Raw genomic sequence first — 16,580 nt, 5'->3', positions numbered from 1 at the left:
TTGTATATTTACATATAAGATGAGACGCTAATGTTTAGAATAAGAAAAATACTTGACAACACATCTTTGGGCAATCGTGAGACAATAGAGCAAGTTCGTGAGATACTGAAAAAACAGTTTCCATCTGCTCGAAAAGAGGAGCTTGTTAAAATCTCATTGCAGTTAAACGATCCTATGAAATACAACTACAGATCTATTCTTTTTGTAGTAGAAAACTCTCTTGGGAGAGTTAAAGCATTCGCGATGCTTCTTCATATGCCTGACATTAAGATTGCTTACCTTGAGCTTATCTCTACGGCACCTGGGAAAACTGGTGGTGGGATTGGGAGTGCTTTGTATGAGTACATCAGAGAAGAGTGTCTGCTACTTGGTGTTAATGGACTCTTTTTTGAGTGCGCTGTAGATGACGCTTCTGTAATAACTGATGAAGCTACGCTCAAGCAAAATATTGCTCGAATGAAATTTTATGAGCGTTACGGCGTATATCCAATCATCAACAATATTTATGCCTCTCCAGTTAATGTTGGTGATCAAGATCTTTACTACTTGATGATGGATACTCTTGGACAAAAGAAGCAGATAGATTTAAAATTGGGACATAAAATAGTTAGAGCTATTTTAGAACGCAAATATGGCGATTTAATTTCAAAATCACAGATAAGCGAAGTCGTGCGCTCATTTAAAGATGAGCACTTTACTTCTCGTGCACCAAAATATATTCGTAAAGCACTATTATCAAAAGCAACACTTCAAGATAGAAAAAAAATAATTTTAGTCGTAAATGAGGGGCATGATATTCATCATGTTCAAGAACAAGGTTATGTTGAAGCTCCAGTTAGAATTCCTATTATACTTGAGGCATTGGAAAAAACAGGACTATTTTTACGAGTCATGCCTAAACATACGAGTGATAAACTTTTAAAACAGGTACATCTTGGTGCTTATGTTGACTATCTTCGCAGAGCATGTGAAATTATTGAGAGCGGAAAATCAATCTACCCTATAGTGTTTCCACTTAGAAATATGGCTAGACCGCCCAAAGATATTGAGTTGCAAGTCGGATATTATGCGCTAGATACCTTTACACCTCTTAATGCAAATGCTTATAAAGCGGCACGTGGAGCAGTTGATTGCGCAGTTACCGCATCAGATGCAATCCTCAACGGTACTCATATAGCTTATGCGCTTGTACGACCTCCAGGGCATCATGCAGAACGCCGTACTTTAGGCGGATTTTGCTATTTTAACTCAGGAGCTGTTGCGGCTCATCATCTAAGCGGTTTTGGAAAAGTGGCAATTTTGGATATTGATTTTCATCATGGAAACGGAACGCAGGATATTTTTTATAATCGCAGTGATGTTTTAACAATCTCTATTCATGGCGACCCTCGTTTCGCATACCCTCATTTTGCAGGTTTTAAAGATGAACGTGGAGAGGGCGATGGAGAAGGATTTAATATAAATTATCCATTAGCCCAAGATATTACACCAGAGCAGTACCGTCGCACTCTTGTTAGTGCACTAAAGCAGATTAGTAAGTTTGCTCCATCTTATCTTGTAGTGTGTTTGGGGCTTGATACTGCAAAATCAGACCCAACTGGAACATGGTCTCACGAAGCTAAAGATTTTAAAGAGATAGGGCGACTTATCGGCGCGTTAAAAATGCAGACTTTAGTTGTTCAAGAGGGCGGATATCGCACTCAAACCCTTGGAGAAAATGCAAGTAGTTTTTTTGAGGGGCTCTGGGGCGGATCTGTAGTTTAAGCTAAAGAGGAGAAGATAATTTCTTCTAGTTTTTCAAGTGGCGCGCTCATTAGGTTGTCAAATTGATTACGGTTAAAAGTTTCTTGTCTTTTAGCCAGTTGAATAGTGTGAGTAGATATATTTTCAATCATTTCATCTTTGCCAACTTTGCCATCAAGATACTCTAAAACTTCTACTATACCGATAGAGTTCATGGAATGTGGAAGCCTTGTGTATCTCCTCTCTAAGTCACACACTTCATCTATAAGCCCTAAAGTAAGCATTTTTGTGGTTCTAGTTTTAATTCTCTGCCTTAAAATATCTCTATCAACATCAATGTTAAAAATAGCTATGTTTTTAATTACTGGTTTTGGAGGATTTACTCTAAACCACTCACTTGGAGCAAGTCCAGAGCCTTCATAGATAATAAGGGCTTTTTCTATTCTGTAGCTGTCATTTGAAGAGATATTTTTCATATACTCACTATCAAGAGCATGGAGAAATTCATAACAGCTTTGTAGATTTTGAAGTTTTATTTTTACATCCAAAAATTGCTCTTTTGTTATCTTTGGTATCTCAGAGAGTCCATCTATCATGGATTTTAGATAAAAAGATGTTCCACCTACAATGATGAGATTTTTCTTCTCTTTTTTGCAGATTTCTAAAACTTCCCAATAGAGATTTATAAATATTTCCACGCTAAAGTAGTCGTTTGGATAAAGAAGATCTATACCAAAATGTTTTACATCAGACAACTCTTCTTTGGAGGGTTTTGCAGAAACTATGTCAATCTCTTTATAAATACTAAGAGAGTCGATTGAGAGTATATAAGCATCTATTTTTTTTGCGACTCTTATCGCCAAATCACTTTTTCCAGATGCGGTTGCGCCAATAATTGCTAGTTGAATCATAAAAAAATTATATCGATATTTAAATCAACTTTGGGTAAAATAAAACAAAAAAAAGCCCAAGGTTGGATTTGAAACGTTATATAGATAAACTTAAAGATTTTAACGAATTGGTGATGTTTGAACACTCTATCTTTTCACTCCCTTTTATTTTTATAGCTATGATAGTTGCCGCAGATGGATGGTTCGGATTTGGACTCTTAATACTTGGCATATTTGCCGCTCTTAGCGCTAGAAACTTTGCTATGGGGCTTAACAGATTTGCAGATAGAGATATAGACGCATTAAACCCACGAACGGCGTCAAGACCAAATGTTGATGGCAGACTTGATTCTACGAGTATATTTCTCTTTACGGTTGTCAATGGCTTTGTTTTTATTGCAGTTGCCTATCTTATTAATCCTCTGGCTTTTTATCTTAGTTTCCCGATTTTATTTATTTTAGGGAGTTACTCTTACTTTAAGAGATTCTCCTCTTTAGCGCATATTATCTTAGGGCTCTCTCTTGGACTTGCCCCAATTGCAGGTGTTGTGGCAGTTAGTGCAGAGATTACAGCGTGGTCTGTTTTGCTTAGTTTTGGAGTTATGTTTTGGGTTGCAGGATTTGACCTTTTGTACTCTTTACAAGATATAGATTTTGATAAAGAAAAAGGGCTACACTCTATTCCTTCAAAGTATGGGGAGGACGCAACTATGCTGCTCTCAGCTCTATTTCACTCACTTGCTATACTTTTTTGGGTTCTTTTTGTTTGGGTTGCAGGGCTTGGCTTCTTTGCATATAATGCAATCGTACTTAGTGCCTTTATGCTTGGATATGAACACTATTTAGTTAGAAAAGATTTTACAAAAATAGATAGAGCATTTTTTACAGTTAATGGTTATCTGGGCATACTCTTTTTTATCTTAATAGTGATGGATAAGGTTTTAGGATGAGTATTCGTTTAGTAAAAGCTCCAATTAGTATGGCTTTTAGTCCTCTCTCTCAAGATAGTGAAGCATATTTAAGAGAGTTTGACAAACTTGGCGAGAGCGATAATGACCCGATAAACCAGTGGCTAAAATTAGCTCGGGGAAAAGGTGACACATCAGATACTGACCCAGTGCTTCTAAATCTTCTTGTTGAACTTCATAGAAAAATTGACTCTTTAGAAAGATTTTTAAAAAATGAAGAACCTCAAATAGTTTCACTAACAAATGAGTCAGAGATAGAATCAATAGGATTTGAACATTTTAAAATGAGAGAAGATGTTTTTGAAGAGGGCGTTGAGTACTATGGAAGAGTGCTTATGCCAATTCATCCAAAACGTGATATAGCAGTTCTTTTTACAGCTATTGATTCCTCGCTCGCAAAAATTACAAAACTGCATGAACGTGACGAGAGAGAGTGGGGAGCTTACTTGATGGCAAGAGAGAGAGTGCTGATTCGTGAAGCAAAAGAGAGTAAAGCGTGAGATTAGAGGCTGTAAATATAGAGTATCTAGTTGTAGCTATGGCTGCTATGATTTTATATCTTCTATATTATGTTTTTACAAAAGATGCTCAGTACAATAAAAACATCCGCTCTGTTGCAACAGTTGCAGAAGAGTTAAATAAAGAGATTTTTTATCTTAAGAAAAAGCTAACTGAAACACAAACAAATATCAAACAAAATAGCAGTAGAATGAACGATGAGGAGATTTATCAAGAGGTTGAGAGAACAGTTTACGATATGGTAAAACCGCTTAGTGTCTCAATAAAAAGACTCGAAGATAGTATTAACATGATAGAAGGACACATTGAGTCAAGGCTATCTTCTCTTGAGAGTGGAGTAAAGCAAATATCTATTCCAGCTTCTATCCATGGCAACGATGATGAAAAAATTATCTCGCTTTATAAGCAGGGAGTCGGACTAGAGACTATATCTAAAGAGTTGCATATATCTAAAGCTGAAGTTGAGTTTGTTCTAAAAATCAACAAGATAAAGTAAAAGTATATGGCAGATAGAAAACTCTTTACAGTCGTAGCACTTCTTATTGGTATAAGTGTGGTTCTTACATATTCACTCTCCGCATACATAACACTTCTCTTTGAGTTAAACCAATTTCATTTTGCACTTAGACAGACTGTTTTTGGGTTTTTAAGTATATTTGTTATTTGGTTTATAGCTCAAGGCGATCCGGACAAACACCTTGCTCCTATAGGTTTTTCTCTCTTTGTAGGCTCAACTATTTTGATGGTAGCCATGCCATTTTTGCCAGAATTTTTAGTCTCCGCAGTAGGTGGAGCTAAGAGATGGATAAAGTTTTTTGGTTTTTCTTTAGCCCCAGTTGAGTTTTTTAAAATAGGATTTGTATATTTTTTAGCATGGAGTTTTTCAAGAAAATTGGGACATCATGGTGGTATGGGCGTAAAAGAGGAGTATATAAGATTTGCTCCTTATGGAATTGTTTTTATCGGGGCGATGTTTGTTATAGCTTTTGTTCAAAACGATTTAGGACAAGTTGTTGTGCTTGGGCTTACTCTTTTGTTTATGTTGATGTTTGCTGGGAGTAGTTTCCGCTTCTTCTTAACTCTACTGATTGGTGCAGTTTTGTTTTTTCTATTTTTTATTTTTACAGCAGAACATAGAATATTACGTATAAAGTCGTGGTGGGCTTTAGCACAAAACAATATTTTAGAGATTTTTCCAGAAGCAATTGCCTCACAGCTTAGAGTTCCAACTGAAGTAGAGCCATATCAGATAGGGCACTCACTAAATGCTATCCATAACGGTGGCCTTTTTGGTGTTGGCATCTCAAATGGAACTTTTAAACTTGGATTTTTGAGTGAAGTTCATACAGACTTTGTTTTAGCAGGATTGGCTGAAGAGTTTGGATTTTTAGGAGTTCTTGTTGTTGTAGTGTTGTTTATGGCAATGCTTCAGAGAATTTTTAAAATTGCAAACAGAGCAAAAGATTCAAAAAACTATCTCTTTAGTTTGGGAGTAGGACTCTTGCTTGCATTTGCATTTTTGGTAAATGCGTATGGTATAAGTGGGATAACCCCTATTAAAGGTATTTCTGTTCCATTTTTAAGTTATGGAGGCTCTACGATTCTTGCAGCTTCTATCGGAATTGGGATGGTTCTTATGATTTCTAAAAAAACAAAAATGGATTAAAGATAGATGAAACTTTGCATTACTGGTGGCGGAACTGGCGGACATTTGATGATTGCAGAAGCGTTAGCAGAAGCTGCTGTAGCTGATGGACATGAAGCCATATTTATAGGCTCTACAAGCGGACAGGATAGAAAATATTTTGAAGCAAACTCAACATTTAGCCATGTCTATTTTTTACAAACAACGGGTGTGGTTAACCAGAGGGGTCTTGGTAAACTAAAAGCTCTCTGGCTTGTGTTACGTGCTTTTTTTGCTTCAAGAGCAATTCTTAAAAAACATAATATTCAGGCTACTTACAGTGTAGGTGGATTCTCGGCAGCTCCAGCATCTTTTGCCTCACTTAGCAGACTTATCCCACTTTTTATACATGAACAAAATGCAGTTTATGGAAAATTAAACTCTATTTTAAAACCTTTTGCAAAGAGATTTATCTCTGCCTATGATGAAGCATCGCCTATAAAAGGGTATCCTGTAAAAGATGTTTTTTTTAAAAATGCAAGGCTAAGAGATGAGATAAAGTGCGTTATTTTTTTAGGTGGCTCTCAAGGTGCAAAAGCGATTAATGATTTGGCTCTTAGTGTGGCATCTGAACTTCAAAAAAGAGGCATAAAAATAATCCATCAAGCAGGTGAGAGAGACTATGAGAGAGTCAAGAGCGCTTATGAAGAGCTTGGTGTAGAGGCAGAACTTTACGGCTTTACAAAAGAGATGCCATCACTTATGGCAAGGGCAGATTTAGCAGTTAGTCGCTCAGGAGCTAGTACTCTTTGGGAGTTATGCGCAAATGCTCTACCAGCGTTTTTTATCCCTTTTCCTCACGCAGCCTCAGATCACCAATTCTACAATGCAAAATTTATAGTAGATAACAACCTTGGATGGTGTCAAAGAGAGGGTGAAGATTTGATAGCAACTCTGCTCACTATATTAGAACAAAATTTAGCGCTAAAGAGCAAAGCGCTGATGGAGTACTCAAGTAAAGATGTAGCGAAGAAGATGATAACAGATGTAGCGATGAGCTTAAATGCTTAGAGAGGCAGCTACCACTTTAGTTGAGGCTATTTTTGACTGGGGATATCTTGGTATATTTCTTCTTATGACGATAGAGAGCTCATTTATCCCATTCCCCAGCGAAATAGTTCTTATTCCCGCTGGATATCTTGCCTCCAAGGGAGATATGAATATTTTTATGATTATGCTTAGCGCACTAAGCGGTTCAATGAGCGGTGCATTTATAAACTACTATTTAGCGCTCTTTCTTGGTAGAAAAATTTTGAAAAAATATGGAAAATATTTTTTTATAAATGAAAATGCACTACAAAAGATGGATGACTATTTTGCTAAACATGGGCATATATCTACATTTATAGGAAGGTTAGTTCCAGGAATACGTCAGCTCATATCTATCCCAGCAGGTTTAGCTCGTATGAACTTAGTTGTTTTTTCAATTTTTACAGCACTTGGAGCATCTCTTTGGGCTCTGATTTTGGTAGCACTTGGATATATGATAGGTGAGAATCAGGAACTTCTTGAGAATTACTTGAAGCAGATAACTATAATAACTATTATCATTTTATTTTTACTTGCTTCGTGGTATGCTTATGTACAAAGAAATAAGCGAGATAAAGATGCATAGTCAAATAACATATATGTTTGGAGAGGGTTTTTTAGGAACAAGAGCGCCATTTTTTATGGACTTAGTAACACTTATAGTTGCATTTTTACCTTTTCTTGTAGCTGGTGCAATCTCATTTGCCAGAAATAAGCACTATAAAATTCACTCCTATCTTCAGATTTTTATCTTTGCTTTTTCCGTGATTGTACTTTTTTACTTTGAGTATGGTGTTAGAGTTGTCGGAGGTTTTGACTCCTTTATGAAAGAGAGTCATGTATCTCACGATTATGCTATGTTTGTTTTGATTTTTCATATAGCAATCTCTTTAGTAACTATAATTATCTGGGCTATTGCTATTTTTATGGCAAAAAAGTTGTTACAATTAGGCAAACATAGAAGAGTTGGACTTTTTACATTTGCTGGAGTTGTTCTTACCTCTCTGACTGGTATTTGGGTCTATTTTTTGATGTTTGTATACTAGTGGATGTAAAACACCAGAACGAACCTGTTTGTTTTGGTGGGAGGGACTTGCTGTTCCTTCCAGCCCCCTAAAGCTATGAAAAACAACTTTTTTGAGAACTATAAGGAGCATAAGATGAAATACACGGCTGCATTTAGGATTTGGCACTGGTTAAACGCTATTGTTGTTTTGGGGTTGGTTGGAACTGTTTTGCTTAGAAAAAGTTTTTTAAGCTACAAAACAAATGCCCAAATTATAATGACAAAACTCTCAGATATCGGAGTAGATATTTTTGAAGAAGATGCTAGGCTCATAGCAAAAGCCATCCGCGCAAATATGTGGGAGTGGCATCTGATTTTAGGGTATGCACTTGCTTTTTTAGTTGTTTACAGAATTGCTCTAATGTTTTTTGATAAAAGCAAAAGAGACTCTTTTTCTTCGTTAGACCTGCATAAGAAGGGCGTAAAGCTCTCTTACTATTTTTTGTATGGAGCACTCTTTCTTATGACACTAAGCGGTTTTGCAATGTACCTTAGAGAAGAGCTTGTTTTGGCAGAGGCAACTCTTAAAAATATAAAAGAGTTTCACGAGATTGTCTATAACTACTTTTTAATATTTATACCGCTTCATATCGCGGGGGTAGTGGTTGCAGACATAAGAGACGAGCACGGAATAATATCAACTATGATAAACGGAAAAATAAAAGATAATTTTTAAAAGGTATTAAATGGTTCAATTAGAGAGTATAGCGCCAGACTTTTGTCTGCCAAATCAAGATGATGTAGAGATATGCTTAAGGGATTTAAGAGGCAAGTGGATAGTTCTTTACTTCTACCCAAAAGATAACACACCAGGGTGTACAACAGAAGCGTGTGACTTTAGTGAAGCCGCACCAGATTTTAGTACTTTAAATGCGGTAATAATAGGTGTTAGTGCAGATAGCACAGCAAGGCATAGAGATTTTATAGATAAAAAAGATTTAAACATCACGCTACTTAGTGATGAGAGTACAGCTATGATGCAAGAGTACGGTGTATGGGCTATGAAGAAAAATTATGGCAAAGAGTATATGGGAATTGTACGCTCAACCATGATTATAAATCCTGATGGCGTTATAAAAGCTATTTGGAAAAATGTTAAAGTAAAAGAGCACGCAAGAATTGTAAAAGAGAAGTTAGAGGGGTTGCAGGGTTAATGTATGCATTCCCAAGTGAAACTTGGGAACGAGTAAGTAAGCACTTTAATTAAAGTGCTTGAAGTTGTTTATTAATATCTGTAACGGATATAAAGACGGATGTCTTGAGCTTTGTCAACAACTCTACCAGCAATATCACCATCTGGAGTCATCATAACATCTGCAATTTCCATTGCGTATCCTGACGTATTTCCGAAGAAACCGTTGCTTCCAGTATATTTATAGTCTATATATGTATAACGAAGCTGCATTGATAAAATGTCATCAACCAAATACTCTGTAAAGTATGCTTCATAAGCATCACCACGAGCAGCAAGTTTTGAACCTATATTTGTATCTTCTCCATAAGTCATACTTCTCCAGTATTTGCTTCCATGGTTATACTCTAAGCCCCATTTTCCGTCGTCTGTTAGAAGTGAAGGGAATTGCGTTCCTAGCCAAAATGATGTACCAGTCTTACTCTCATCTAAATCAGAACCAAGCATTCCTTGTCCATTTTTTGGATCAGTTTTTGAAACTGCAAAACTTGCAAAAACAGTAGTGTCTTCCAAGAAAGTACCTAGATTTTTACCAATCCCTTTTGCAGAGGCATAAACTACCCCCGTATGCATACCGCCAACAGTATTAAATCCCTGTGTATAATCCATCGGATCTACAGCGTCAATCAAGTTACTTGCATAGTAGTACATGCTTGAGACTTTATACTGTTTGTCATCATAAGGGGTAAAGATAAATCCTGCAAGATCTATGTTTGAATTTCCACCATTTGTACTATCAACATCTGTATAAGGAGTAGATGTAAATTTTGGAGCGGCATTGCTCATGCCACGACCAAGACAAAGTTTTACAGAAGTTCCATATTTTTTGTTAAGCGTAAATTGTGAGCTTAAACCATCAAACTCAACGTTTATGGCATGACCTATTGGTGAAGATGCAACATCATCATCTCTTAGGTTTACAAGTGCTCCATTTGTTGATGGACGACGACCTATGCTAAATGTCCATGGCATATCAAGACCCATAAACTCTCTGTCTTGCCATAGGAAGTAAGCGCTTCTAACTCTTATCATATCATCATAAGCGTTCTCATTTGCTATCCAGTCAAATGCTTCAAGTGATGCATTTGCTGGATTATTTGCTCCAGAACGAGCACCAAATGCTTTGTTGTAAGCAAGTTGTCCGACAAAGCTCAGGTTGTTAGTAGCTTTATAACCCATATCTAACCAGAGTCTGTTTGTCATGAAGCCATCATTTTTAGCTCTACTGCCATTTGCCATCTGATAATCCATGTTTTCTATAGCAAATCTATAATCAACTTGGAACTTTATGTGTGAACCAGAAGTATTTCTGTTTATCTCTGATACCGCTTCTTCAAGGTCAAAGAGTCTATCTTCAGTTGACGCTATCTCTGGCTCATCATCTTCTTCTTCGTCATCTTTGTCTTCTTGAGCTAAAACGGCATTTATTGCAGGAGATGCTTTAGTAGCATCTTGTGAAGCTACTGCCCCATCTTTCTCATCTTCTTCATCATCTTCTTGAGTGTCTTTAGCATCTTCGTTATCTTGAGCTTTTTTTGCTATAACTTTTTTAGGTGCGTTTTGAGATTTAAGTGCAGCAATCTCATGTTTGAGTTTTTGCATCTCTTTTTCCATAGCCTCAAATCTTTCATACATTGACTCAGCATTTAGATTTGTGCCTAAGAGTACGGCAGCAGCTAACGATAGCAGTAGTGGCTTGTTCATTTTAATCCTTTTTTTGCAAAAAAAGCAGACTGTGAAGTAAAACTTTTTTTTATAATATAGTTGTAGTACTATACCAAGATTATATAAATTTTTTTTTAAATTGTGATAATTTTATATAAAAAATTGTAATACAACAACACAGTGTTACAATGAAGAAATTATAAAAAAAGCAAAACTTTATCTTTTTTTTAGTACAATTCGCGGATTTTTCTTTTGCTTAAATGCTAAGAAAATATTAACAAGCATGTGTCAAATAAACCAGTGCAACTTCTTTTTTAAGAACAAATTGCCCGACTGTGCTAAAGATAACTGGTAAAAATCTGGCTTAAATGCCTTTAAAGGACCTTATATGGTAACTATGAAAGACTTATTAGAATGTGGTGTACACTTCGGACACCAAACACGTCGTTGGAACCCGAAAATGAAAAAATATATTTTTGGTGTTCGTAAAAATATCTATATTATAGATTTACAAAAAACTCTTCGTTATTTCCGTAACACATACACAATCGTTATGGATGCTGCTGCTGAGGGAAAAACAGTTCTTTTTGTTGGTACAAAAAAACAAGCTCGTGCTTCTGTTAGAGATGCGGCTATCGCTTGTGGAATGCCATATGTAGATAACAGATGGTTAGGTGGTATGCTTACAAACTTCCCAACTATTCAAAAATCTATCCGTAAACTTGATGTTATCTCTGAGATGCAAGAAAATGGTCAAATTGATCTTTTAACTAAAAAAGAGGCACTTATGCTTTCTCGTCAAAAAGAGAAGCTAGAAGTATATTTCGGTGGTATCCGCAATATGAAAAAACTTCCTGATATGCTTTTTGTTATGGATGCTGTTAAAGAGCATATTGCTGTTTTAGAAGCTCGTTGTTTAGGTATTCCAGTTGTTGCTCCACTTGACACAAACTGTGATCCAGACCTTATCACTTACCCAATCCCTGGAAATGACGATGCTATTCGTTCTATCCAACTTTTCTGTCGTGAAATGACTGAAGCTATCAACGAAGGTAAAGCATTGAGAAGTGGCGGAAGAGACGATATACAAGCAGAAGATTCTGAAGAAGCTACTGTAAATGCTGATGATATGACAGCAGAAGATTTCGAAACAGAGGAAGTATAATTATGGAAGTTACAGCAGCAATGGTAAAAGATCTGCGCGCATCTACTGACGCGCCGATGATGGACTGTAAAAAAGCTTTAGTTGAATGTAACGGAGATATGGAAAAAGCAACTGCTTGGTTAAAAGAGCGTGGTATTGCGCAATCAGCTAAAAAAGCTGATCGTGTTGCTGCTGAAGGCCTTGTAGGTTTTAAAATTGCTGATGATTTCTCTAAAGCTACTGTAGTTGAAATCAACTCAGAGACTGACTTCGTTGCTCAAAACGATGGATTTAAAAATCTTGTTTTAAAAACAACAGAAGAGATTTACTCTACTTCTCCATCAGATGTTGAGAGTCTAAAAGCTACTGCATTTGGCTCATTTTTTAGTGAAGCAGTTGTAAAAATTGGTGAGAAGATAGAACTTCGCCGTTTTAAAACTATCAAAGCAGATGATGAGACTGTAGCTATCAATGGTTACATTCACTCTAACAACCGTATTGCGGTTATCGTATCTGCTAAATGTGATAGCAAAAAAACAGCAGAAGCTCTTGTGCCAATGCTCAAAAATGTTGCAATGCATGCATCTGCAATGAAGCCAATAACACTATCTTATAAAGATTTTGATGCTCAGTATGTTCAAGATGAGACAATAGGTAGAATTGAAACAATTAAAAAAGAGAATGAAGAGTTAGCTCGTCTTAAAAAACCTCTTAAAAATGTTCCAGAATTTATCTCTATGTGTCAATTAACAGATGCTGTTTTGGCTAAAGCTGAAGCTGATATCAAAGAGACTTTAAAATCTCAAGGCAAACCTGAAGCAATCTGGGACAAAATCGTTCCAGGTCAATTAGCTCGTTACATTGATGATAATACAACTCTTGATAAAGAACTTGCGCTTCTTGATCAAACTTATGTTCTTAATGACAAACTAACTGTTGCACAAGCTATTGAAGCTGCTGCAAAAGAAGCTGGCGGAACTGCTGAAATAATTGATTTCGTTCGTCTTGAAGTAGGTGAAGGTATTGAGAAAAAAGTTGACGACTTCGCTGCTGAAGTTGCGGCTCAAATGGGTTAAGGATTTTTCCTTACCCTCCATTTAAATCTGCTATAATCCCTTTATGAATTTATTATCCGCTAAAAATTTAACACATACTTTTGAATATGAACTTTTCTCTAATATATCACTTGAATTAGAAGAGGGTGAGTCTATTGCTATTATTGGCGTAAGCGGAAGTGGAAAATCTACACTATTAAATATTTTATCAACACTCTTAAAACCAGATAGTGGAACTGTTAGCATCTTTGATGAAGATATCTCGAAGATGAGCAAAAAAAGAGTTTCGGAAATAAAAAGAGATGAGATAGGTTTAGTGTTTCAGTCTCACTATCTTTTTAAAGGTTTTAGTGCTTTAGAAAATCTAGAAGTTGCTGCAATCCTATCAAAACAAGAAATCGACAATACACTTTTAAAAAGATTGCATATTGATAAAACTATGGAACAAAAAGTTACAGAACTCTCAGGTGGCCAACAACAAAGAGTTTCAATTGCTAGAGTTTTAACAAAAAAACCACGTCTTTTATTTGTTGATGAACCAACGGGAAACTTAGATAAAACAACTGCAAATGAAGTAATGGACATATTTTTTGAGTACCTGCAAAACCATAGTGCTGGAATGATTTTAGTTACACATGATGAAGAGTTAGCTGCGAGATGTCATAAAGTGTATAAACTAACAAATAAAGAACTCGTAAGAGTAAGCTAATGGAAAAAGCGTAGCCTTATGATGACATGGCCGCAAGTATTTAGTGATACTTATATAGTCGGTTTCATTCTTCTTTTTTTTAGATTTGCAGCACTTTTTATGGCTGTACCAATATTTTCACATAATAGCATCCCTGTTAGTATAAAAACATCAATGGCATTTTTTTTCACTATAGTTTTTTACTCTTCTATGCCACCACTTTTAATCCCCATAACAGTTCCAAGCATTGTTATCGCAATTTTAAGTGAGCTACTTTTTGGACTTGCAATAGGTGTTGTTTTGCAAATTGCATTTAATGCGATTACATTTGCTGGTGGACAAATATCTTTTATGATGGGCTTTTCAATGGCAAGTGCAATTGATCCACAATCTGGAATTTCAATGCCAATTATCTCTCAATTTTTATCATTAATGGCTCTGATGATGCTCTTTTCAATAGATATGCATCACTGGATACTGCTTTTTATTGACTCATCTTTGCAGAGTATTCCTCTTGGCGGTTTTGTAATGAGTGAGAATCTATTTAACTATATTATAAAAGCGATGTCAAATATGTTTTTGGTTGGTTTTATGATAGCTTTTCCAATTACTGCACTTGGTTGGTTGGCTGATGTTATATTTGGAATGCTTATGAAAACAATGCCTCAGTTTAATCTTCTTGTAATAGGATTTCCTATAAAAATCATGGTCTCTTTTGTTGTACTCATAGCTACACTTAGCGCAATTATGCTGATTTTAAAAGGGCAGATGCTCGAGGCTTTTAACTTTTTAGAGATGTTTTTTTAGTTTTTTTGATACAATAACGTCAAAAGAGCCTTCAAGGGAACACGTAATGAAAATATTACTTTTAAATAATAATCCAGTAGTTAACAAGCTAGTGACTCTGAGTGTGCAAAAGACTTCAGATGAGCTAGTTACAGTTGATAGCATCGAAGCAATAGAGTCAAAATATTATGATCTTTTAATTATTGACGATGCCTTTTATAGCGAAGAGAATATGGATAAAATTATAGAAAAGGCAGAATTTAGTCAATCTCTTTTTATCTGTTCTAAAGATGCTGCGCCTGTTCAAGAATTTACAAAAACACTTAAAAAGCCATTTTTACCAACTGATTTAGTTGAGATGCTAATTTCTTTAGAAAAAATGGTAGGAATAATAGATATAAATAAAATAAACGATGTACCTAATTTAGAGGAAGTCAACAACAATGATGATAGTTTTTTTGATGATTTAGATAGCTCTGAGGATATAGAAGATTTGGAAGGGCTTGATGAGGTTGATGCACTTGAAGAGCTTGATAAAGATGATAAAGATGATGAACTTGATGCGTTTGATAAGATTGATGAAGATGATGAACTTGATGGATTTGAGGAGATTGATGAAGTAGATGAAATTCAAGATGTCGAAAATGAAGTTGTCGAAAATGAAGTTCTTGAAGATGGAATTTTAGATAAAGATGAGCTTCATGAAGTCCAGAGCCTTTTAGAAGAGGCAGAGACCGAAAATTTTGATATGGAAGAGTTGGAAGATGAAGATGATTTTAATTTTGAAGATACGCAAGAGCTGAAAATTGAAGATAGTGCAGAAGATGGTGTTGAAAATCTTGATGAATTATTAGAAGAAGATGATAGTGAAGATTTGAAAACTTTAGAAAAAGATATACAATCTGATAGCCTCGAAGAATTTGATGATTTTGATCAAGATGAAACCACCGCTGATATTGCTAATGAAGAATTAGCAGAAGAAGATTTTACTCTTGATGATGATAAATTTGAAGAACACTCAGAAGATGATGAAGAGATAAAACTAGACGACACACTTGAGGCGCTATCTGAAGAAGAATTCAAAGAAGATGATATCGAACAAGAAGAAGAGTTCAACGAAGAGGAGTTGGCTTCACAGATACAAAGTGCTGTTAGTTCTTTAAGTGATGAAGATTTAAAAACAGAAGTAGATGAAGATATTTTACTAAATATCGGCTCTTTAACTAGTAGAGATTTAAAACTTGCTATTGGTGAAGATGTTAATGAGCTAGAAGAAGAGTTGTTTGAAGCAGAAGATAAAGATGAAGATACTCAAGAGTTTGAAGAAGATTTTGATAATGATGATGAAGTAGTTGAAAACTCTAATGATAGTAGCGATGACGATGGTGTTGAAGCTCTTAAAAATCTTTTAAAAGCGCTTACAGACAAAAATGTAGCAGCTTCATTAAAAGGGATGAAGATAAATATTAACATAACATTAGGCGATAGATAGTGAATCATAAAACAGGCGCTATTTTAGTTCTATCTGGCCCAAGCGGAGCAGGTAAGAGCTCTTTGCTTAAAGAGGTAATCAACGATATTGGTGAGTGTTATTTTTCTATCTCTACAACAACGCGCCCTATAAGAGATGGTGAAGTAGATGGAGTTCATTATCATTTTGTGGATGAGAGTGAATTTAAAAAAGATTTAGAGGATGAGCTGTTTTTAGAATACGCTGTTGTACATTCAAACTATTATGGAACATCAATAAAACCTGTAAAAGAAGCACTTAAGGCAGGGAAGCTAGTAATCTTTGATATAGATGTTCAAGGAAATGCAACAATCACAAATCGCCTTGGAGATATTTCAACTTCTGTTTTTATCTCCCCGCCAACACTCTCAGAACTTAAAAAACGTCTTGAAGCTCGTAAAACAGACTCCCAAGAGGTAATTGATCGTCGAGTAGATATGGCAAAGAGAGAGATGCAACGAGTTAGTGAATATGATTTTCTAATAGTAAATGACAACCTACAAGAAGCAGCTCAAGTGCTAAGAGTTATAGCAAAAGCAGCAAGAGTAAAAATACCAGCAAATGAGATAAATGATTTTGTTAGAAGCTGGGAAGATATATAAAATAAGAGAAGTTACAGCAAACTTGGCTATAATTTCTGA

18 protein-coding genes are annotated in these 16,580 nt (G+C 35.7%); 16 read left to right on the top strand and 2 right to left on the bottom strand.

All coding sequences use genetic code 11. From position 1 onward, the window contains the following. Positions 1-30: 30 nt before the first annotated feature. On the top strand, positions 31-1,764 hold the full coding sequence (locus tag AC6H33_RS09560) for a GNAT family N-acetyltransferase (protein ID WP_497604656.1): 1,734 nt from the start codon (positions 31-33) through the stop codon (positions 1,762-1,764). On the opposite strand, the gene miaA is transcribed toward AC6H33_RS09560, so the two are convergent. After that, positions 1,761-2,654 (bottom strand): tRNA (adenosine(37)-N6)-dimethylallyltransferase MiaA, encoded by an 894-nt coding sequence (gene miaA / locus AC6H33_RS09555; RefSeq protein ID WP_497604655.1) that lies wholly within the window; start codon positions 2,652-2,654, stop codon positions 1,761-1,763. The two genes, AC6H33_RS09560 and miaA, sit on opposite strands and share 4 nt — an antisense overlap. Before the next feature lie 68 nt (positions 2,655-2,722). Between miaA and mqnP the strand changes: the two genes are divergently transcribed. From mqnP to bcp, 9 genes are all read left to right on the top strand, one after another. Further along, the gene (mqnP, locus tag AC6H33_RS09550; RefSeq protein ID WP_497604654.1) at positions 2,723-3,583 is read left to right on the top strand and encodes a menaquinone biosynthesis prenyltransferase MqnP; all 861 of its coding nucleotides are present in this window, start codon (positions 2,723-2,725) and stop codon (positions 3,581-3,583) included. Further along, entirely contained in the window at positions 3,580-4,101 is a 522-nt protein-coding gene (locus AC6H33_RS09545; RefSeq protein WP_497604653.1) for a hypothetical protein, read from the top strand. Before mqnP ends, AC6H33_RS09545 begins: the two co-directional genes overlap by 4 nt. Continuing rightward, positions 4,098-4,616: a hypothetical protein gene (locus AC6H33_RS09540; RefSeq protein ID WP_497604652.1), complete on the top strand. Its 519-nt coding sequence runs from the start codon at positions 4,098-4,100 to the stop codon at positions 4,614-4,616. Before AC6H33_RS09545 ends, AC6H33_RS09540 begins: the two co-directional genes overlap by 4 nt. 6 nt (positions 4,617-4,622) lie before the next feature. After that, positions 4,623-5,786 carry an FtsW/RodA/SpoVE family cell cycle protein gene (locus tag AC6H33_RS09535; RefSeq protein ID WP_497604651.1) on the top strand — a complete coding sequence of 388 codons (1,164 nt, stop codon included), beginning with the start codon at positions 4,623-4,625 and terminating at the stop codon, positions 5,784-5,786. Between the two features lie 6 nt (positions 5,787-5,792). Next, the gene (gene murG, locus AC6H33_RS09530) at positions 5,793-6,815 is read left to right on the top strand and encodes an undecaprenyldiphospho-muramoylpentapeptide beta-N-acetylglucosaminyltransferase (protein ID WP_497604650.1); all 1,023 of its coding nucleotides are present in this window, start codon (positions 5,793-5,795) and stop codon (positions 6,813-6,815) included. Next, complete coding sequence (locus tag AC6H33_RS09525) at positions 6,808-7,419, top strand: DedA family protein (RefSeq protein ID WP_497604649.1); 612 nt, start codon at positions 6,808-6,810, stop codon at positions 7,417-7,419. Before murG ends, AC6H33_RS09525 begins: the two co-directional genes overlap by 8 nt. Further along, positions 7,385-7,879, top strand: a complete 495-nt coding sequence (locus AC6H33_RS09520; protein WP_497604648.1) for a DUF420 domain-containing protein — start codon at positions 7,385-7,387, stop codon at positions 7,877-7,879. The genes AC6H33_RS09525 and AC6H33_RS09520 overlap by 35 nt, the downstream gene beginning before the upstream one ends. A 114-nt stretch (positions 7,880-7,993) precedes the next feature. Then, positions 7,994-8,575, top strand: a complete 582-nt coding sequence (locus AC6H33_RS09515) for a cytochrome b/b6 domain-containing protein (protein ID WP_497604647.1) — start codon at positions 7,994-7,996, stop codon at positions 8,573-8,575. 10 nt (positions 8,576-8,585) lie between these two features. After that, positions 8,586-9,053 carry a thioredoxin-dependent thiol peroxidase gene (bcp, locus tag AC6H33_RS09510; RefSeq protein ID WP_497604646.1) on the top strand — a complete coding sequence of 156 codons (468 nt, stop codon included), beginning with the start codon at positions 8,586-8,588 and terminating at the stop codon, positions 9,051-9,053. A 71-nt stretch (positions 9,054-9,124) separates the two neighbouring features. On the opposite strand, the gene AC6H33_RS09505 is transcribed toward bcp, so the two are convergent. Then, complete coding sequence (locus AC6H33_RS09505) at positions 9,125-10,795, bottom strand: DUF3373 family protein (RefSeq protein ID WP_497604645.1); 1,671 nt, start codon at positions 10,793-10,795, stop codon at positions 9,125-9,127. 349 nt (positions 10,796-11,144) lie between these two features. Here AC6H33_RS09505 and rpsB point away from each other — a divergent pair, with 349 nt between their 5' ends. Genes rpsB through gmk form a run of 6 tightly spaced genes read left to right on the top strand, consistent with a single transcriptional unit; the run spans position 11,145 to position 16,541 of the window. Further along, positions 11,145-11,921 carry a 30S ribosomal protein S2 gene (gene rpsB / locus AC6H33_RS09500; protein ID WP_497604644.1) on the top strand — a complete coding sequence of 259 codons (777 nt, stop codon included), beginning with the start codon at positions 11,145-11,147 and terminating at the stop codon, positions 11,919-11,921. 2 nt (positions 11,922-11,923) lie between these two features. After that, a complete protein-coding gene (gene tsf / locus AC6H33_RS09495) occupies positions 11,924-12,976 on the top strand; it encodes a translation elongation factor Ts (protein WP_497604643.1) in 1,053 nt (350 codons plus the stop codon). 43 nt (positions 12,977-13,019) lie between these two features. Continuing rightward, positions 13,020-13,664 carry an ABC transporter ATP-binding protein gene (locus tag AC6H33_RS09490; RefSeq protein ID WP_497604642.1) on the top strand — a complete coding sequence of 215 codons (645 nt, stop codon included), beginning with the start codon at positions 13,020-13,022 and terminating at the stop codon, positions 13,662-13,664. Between the two features lie 18 nt (positions 13,665-13,682). Next, positions 13,683-14,450 carry a flagellar biosynthetic protein FliR gene (fliR, locus tag AC6H33_RS09485; RefSeq protein WP_497604641.1) on the top strand — a complete coding sequence of 256 codons (768 nt, stop codon included), beginning with the start codon at positions 13,683-13,685 and terminating at the stop codon, positions 14,448-14,450. 46 nt (positions 14,451-14,496) lie between these two features. Continuing rightward, on the top strand, positions 14,497-15,921 hold the full coding sequence (locus AC6H33_RS09480) for a hypothetical protein (protein ID WP_497604640.1): 1,425 nt from the start codon (positions 14,497-14,499) through the stop codon (positions 15,919-15,921). After that, positions 15,921-16,541, top strand: a complete 621-nt coding sequence (gene gmk / locus AC6H33_RS09475; RefSeq protein ID WP_497604639.1) for a guanylate kinase — start codon at positions 15,921-15,923, stop codon at positions 16,539-16,541. The genes AC6H33_RS09480 and gmk overlap by 1 nt, the downstream gene beginning before the upstream one ends. Positions 16,542-16,580 lie beyond the last annotated feature (39 nt).

This window comes from Sulfurimonas limnophila (genome assembly GCF_059705345.1).
Note: the sequence above shows the minus strand (reverse complement) of the source record. Positions and strands in the feature narration are given on the sequence as shown.

What these genes read in the sequence shown, in the direction of transcription:
- AC6H33_RS09560 (WP_497604656.1), top strand. Translation starts at nt 31, where the DNA reads ATGTTTAGAATAAGAAAAATACTTGACAACACATCTTTGGGCAATCGT.
- miaA (WP_497604655.1), bottom strand. Translation starts at nt 2,654, where the DNA reads ATGATTCAACTAGCAATTATTGGCGCAACCGCATCTGGAAAAAGTGAT.
- AC6H33_RS09545 (WP_497604653.1), top strand. Translation starts at nt 3,580, where the DNA reads ATGAGTATTCGTTTAGTAAAAGCTCCAATTAGTATGGCTTTTAGTCCT.
- AC6H33_RS09535 (WP_497604651.1), top strand. Translation starts at nt 4,623, where the DNA reads ATGGCAGATAGAAAACTCTTTACAGTCGTAGCACTTCTTATTGGTATA.
- murG (WP_497604650.1), top strand. Translation starts at nt 5,793, where the DNA reads ATGAAACTTTGCATTACTGGTGGCGGAACTGGCGGACATTTGATGATT.
- AC6H33_RS09525 (WP_497604649.1), top strand. Translation starts at nt 6,808, where the DNA reads ATGCTTAGAGAGGCAGCTACCACTTTAGTTGAGGCTATTTTTGACTGG.
- AC6H33_RS09520 (WP_497604648.1), top strand. Translation starts at nt 7,385, where the DNA reads ATGTACAAAGAAATAAGCGAGATAAAGATGCATAGTCAAATAACATAT.
- AC6H33_RS09515 (WP_497604647.1), top strand. Translation starts at nt 7,994, where the DNA reads ATGAAATACACGGCTGCATTTAGGATTTGGCACTGGTTAAACGCTATT.
- bcp (WP_497604646.1), top strand. Translation starts at nt 8,586, where the DNA reads ATGGTTCAATTAGAGAGTATAGCGCCAGACTTTTGTCTGCCAAATCAA.
- AC6H33_RS09505 (WP_497604645.1), bottom strand. Translation starts at nt 10,795, where the DNA reads ATGAACAAGCCACTACTGCTATCGTTAGCTGCTGCCGTACTCTTAGGC.
- rpsB (WP_497604644.1), top strand. Translation starts at nt 11,145, where the DNA reads ATGGTAACTATGAAAGACTTATTAGAATGTGGTGTACACTTCGGACAC.
- tsf (WP_497604643.1), top strand. Translation starts at nt 11,924, where the DNA reads ATGGAAGTTACAGCAGCAATGGTAAAAGATCTGCGCGCATCTACTGAC.
- AC6H33_RS09490 (WP_497604642.1), top strand. Translation starts at nt 13,020, where the DNA reads ATGAATTTATTATCCGCTAAAAATTTAACACATACTTTTGAATATGAA.
- fliR (WP_497604641.1), top strand. Translation starts at nt 13,683, where the DNA reads ATGATGACATGGCCGCAAGTATTTAGTGATACTTATATAGTCGGTTTC.
- AC6H33_RS09480 (WP_497604640.1), top strand. Translation starts at nt 14,497, where the DNA reads ATGAAAATATTACTTTTAAATAATAATCCAGTAGTTAACAAGCTAGTG.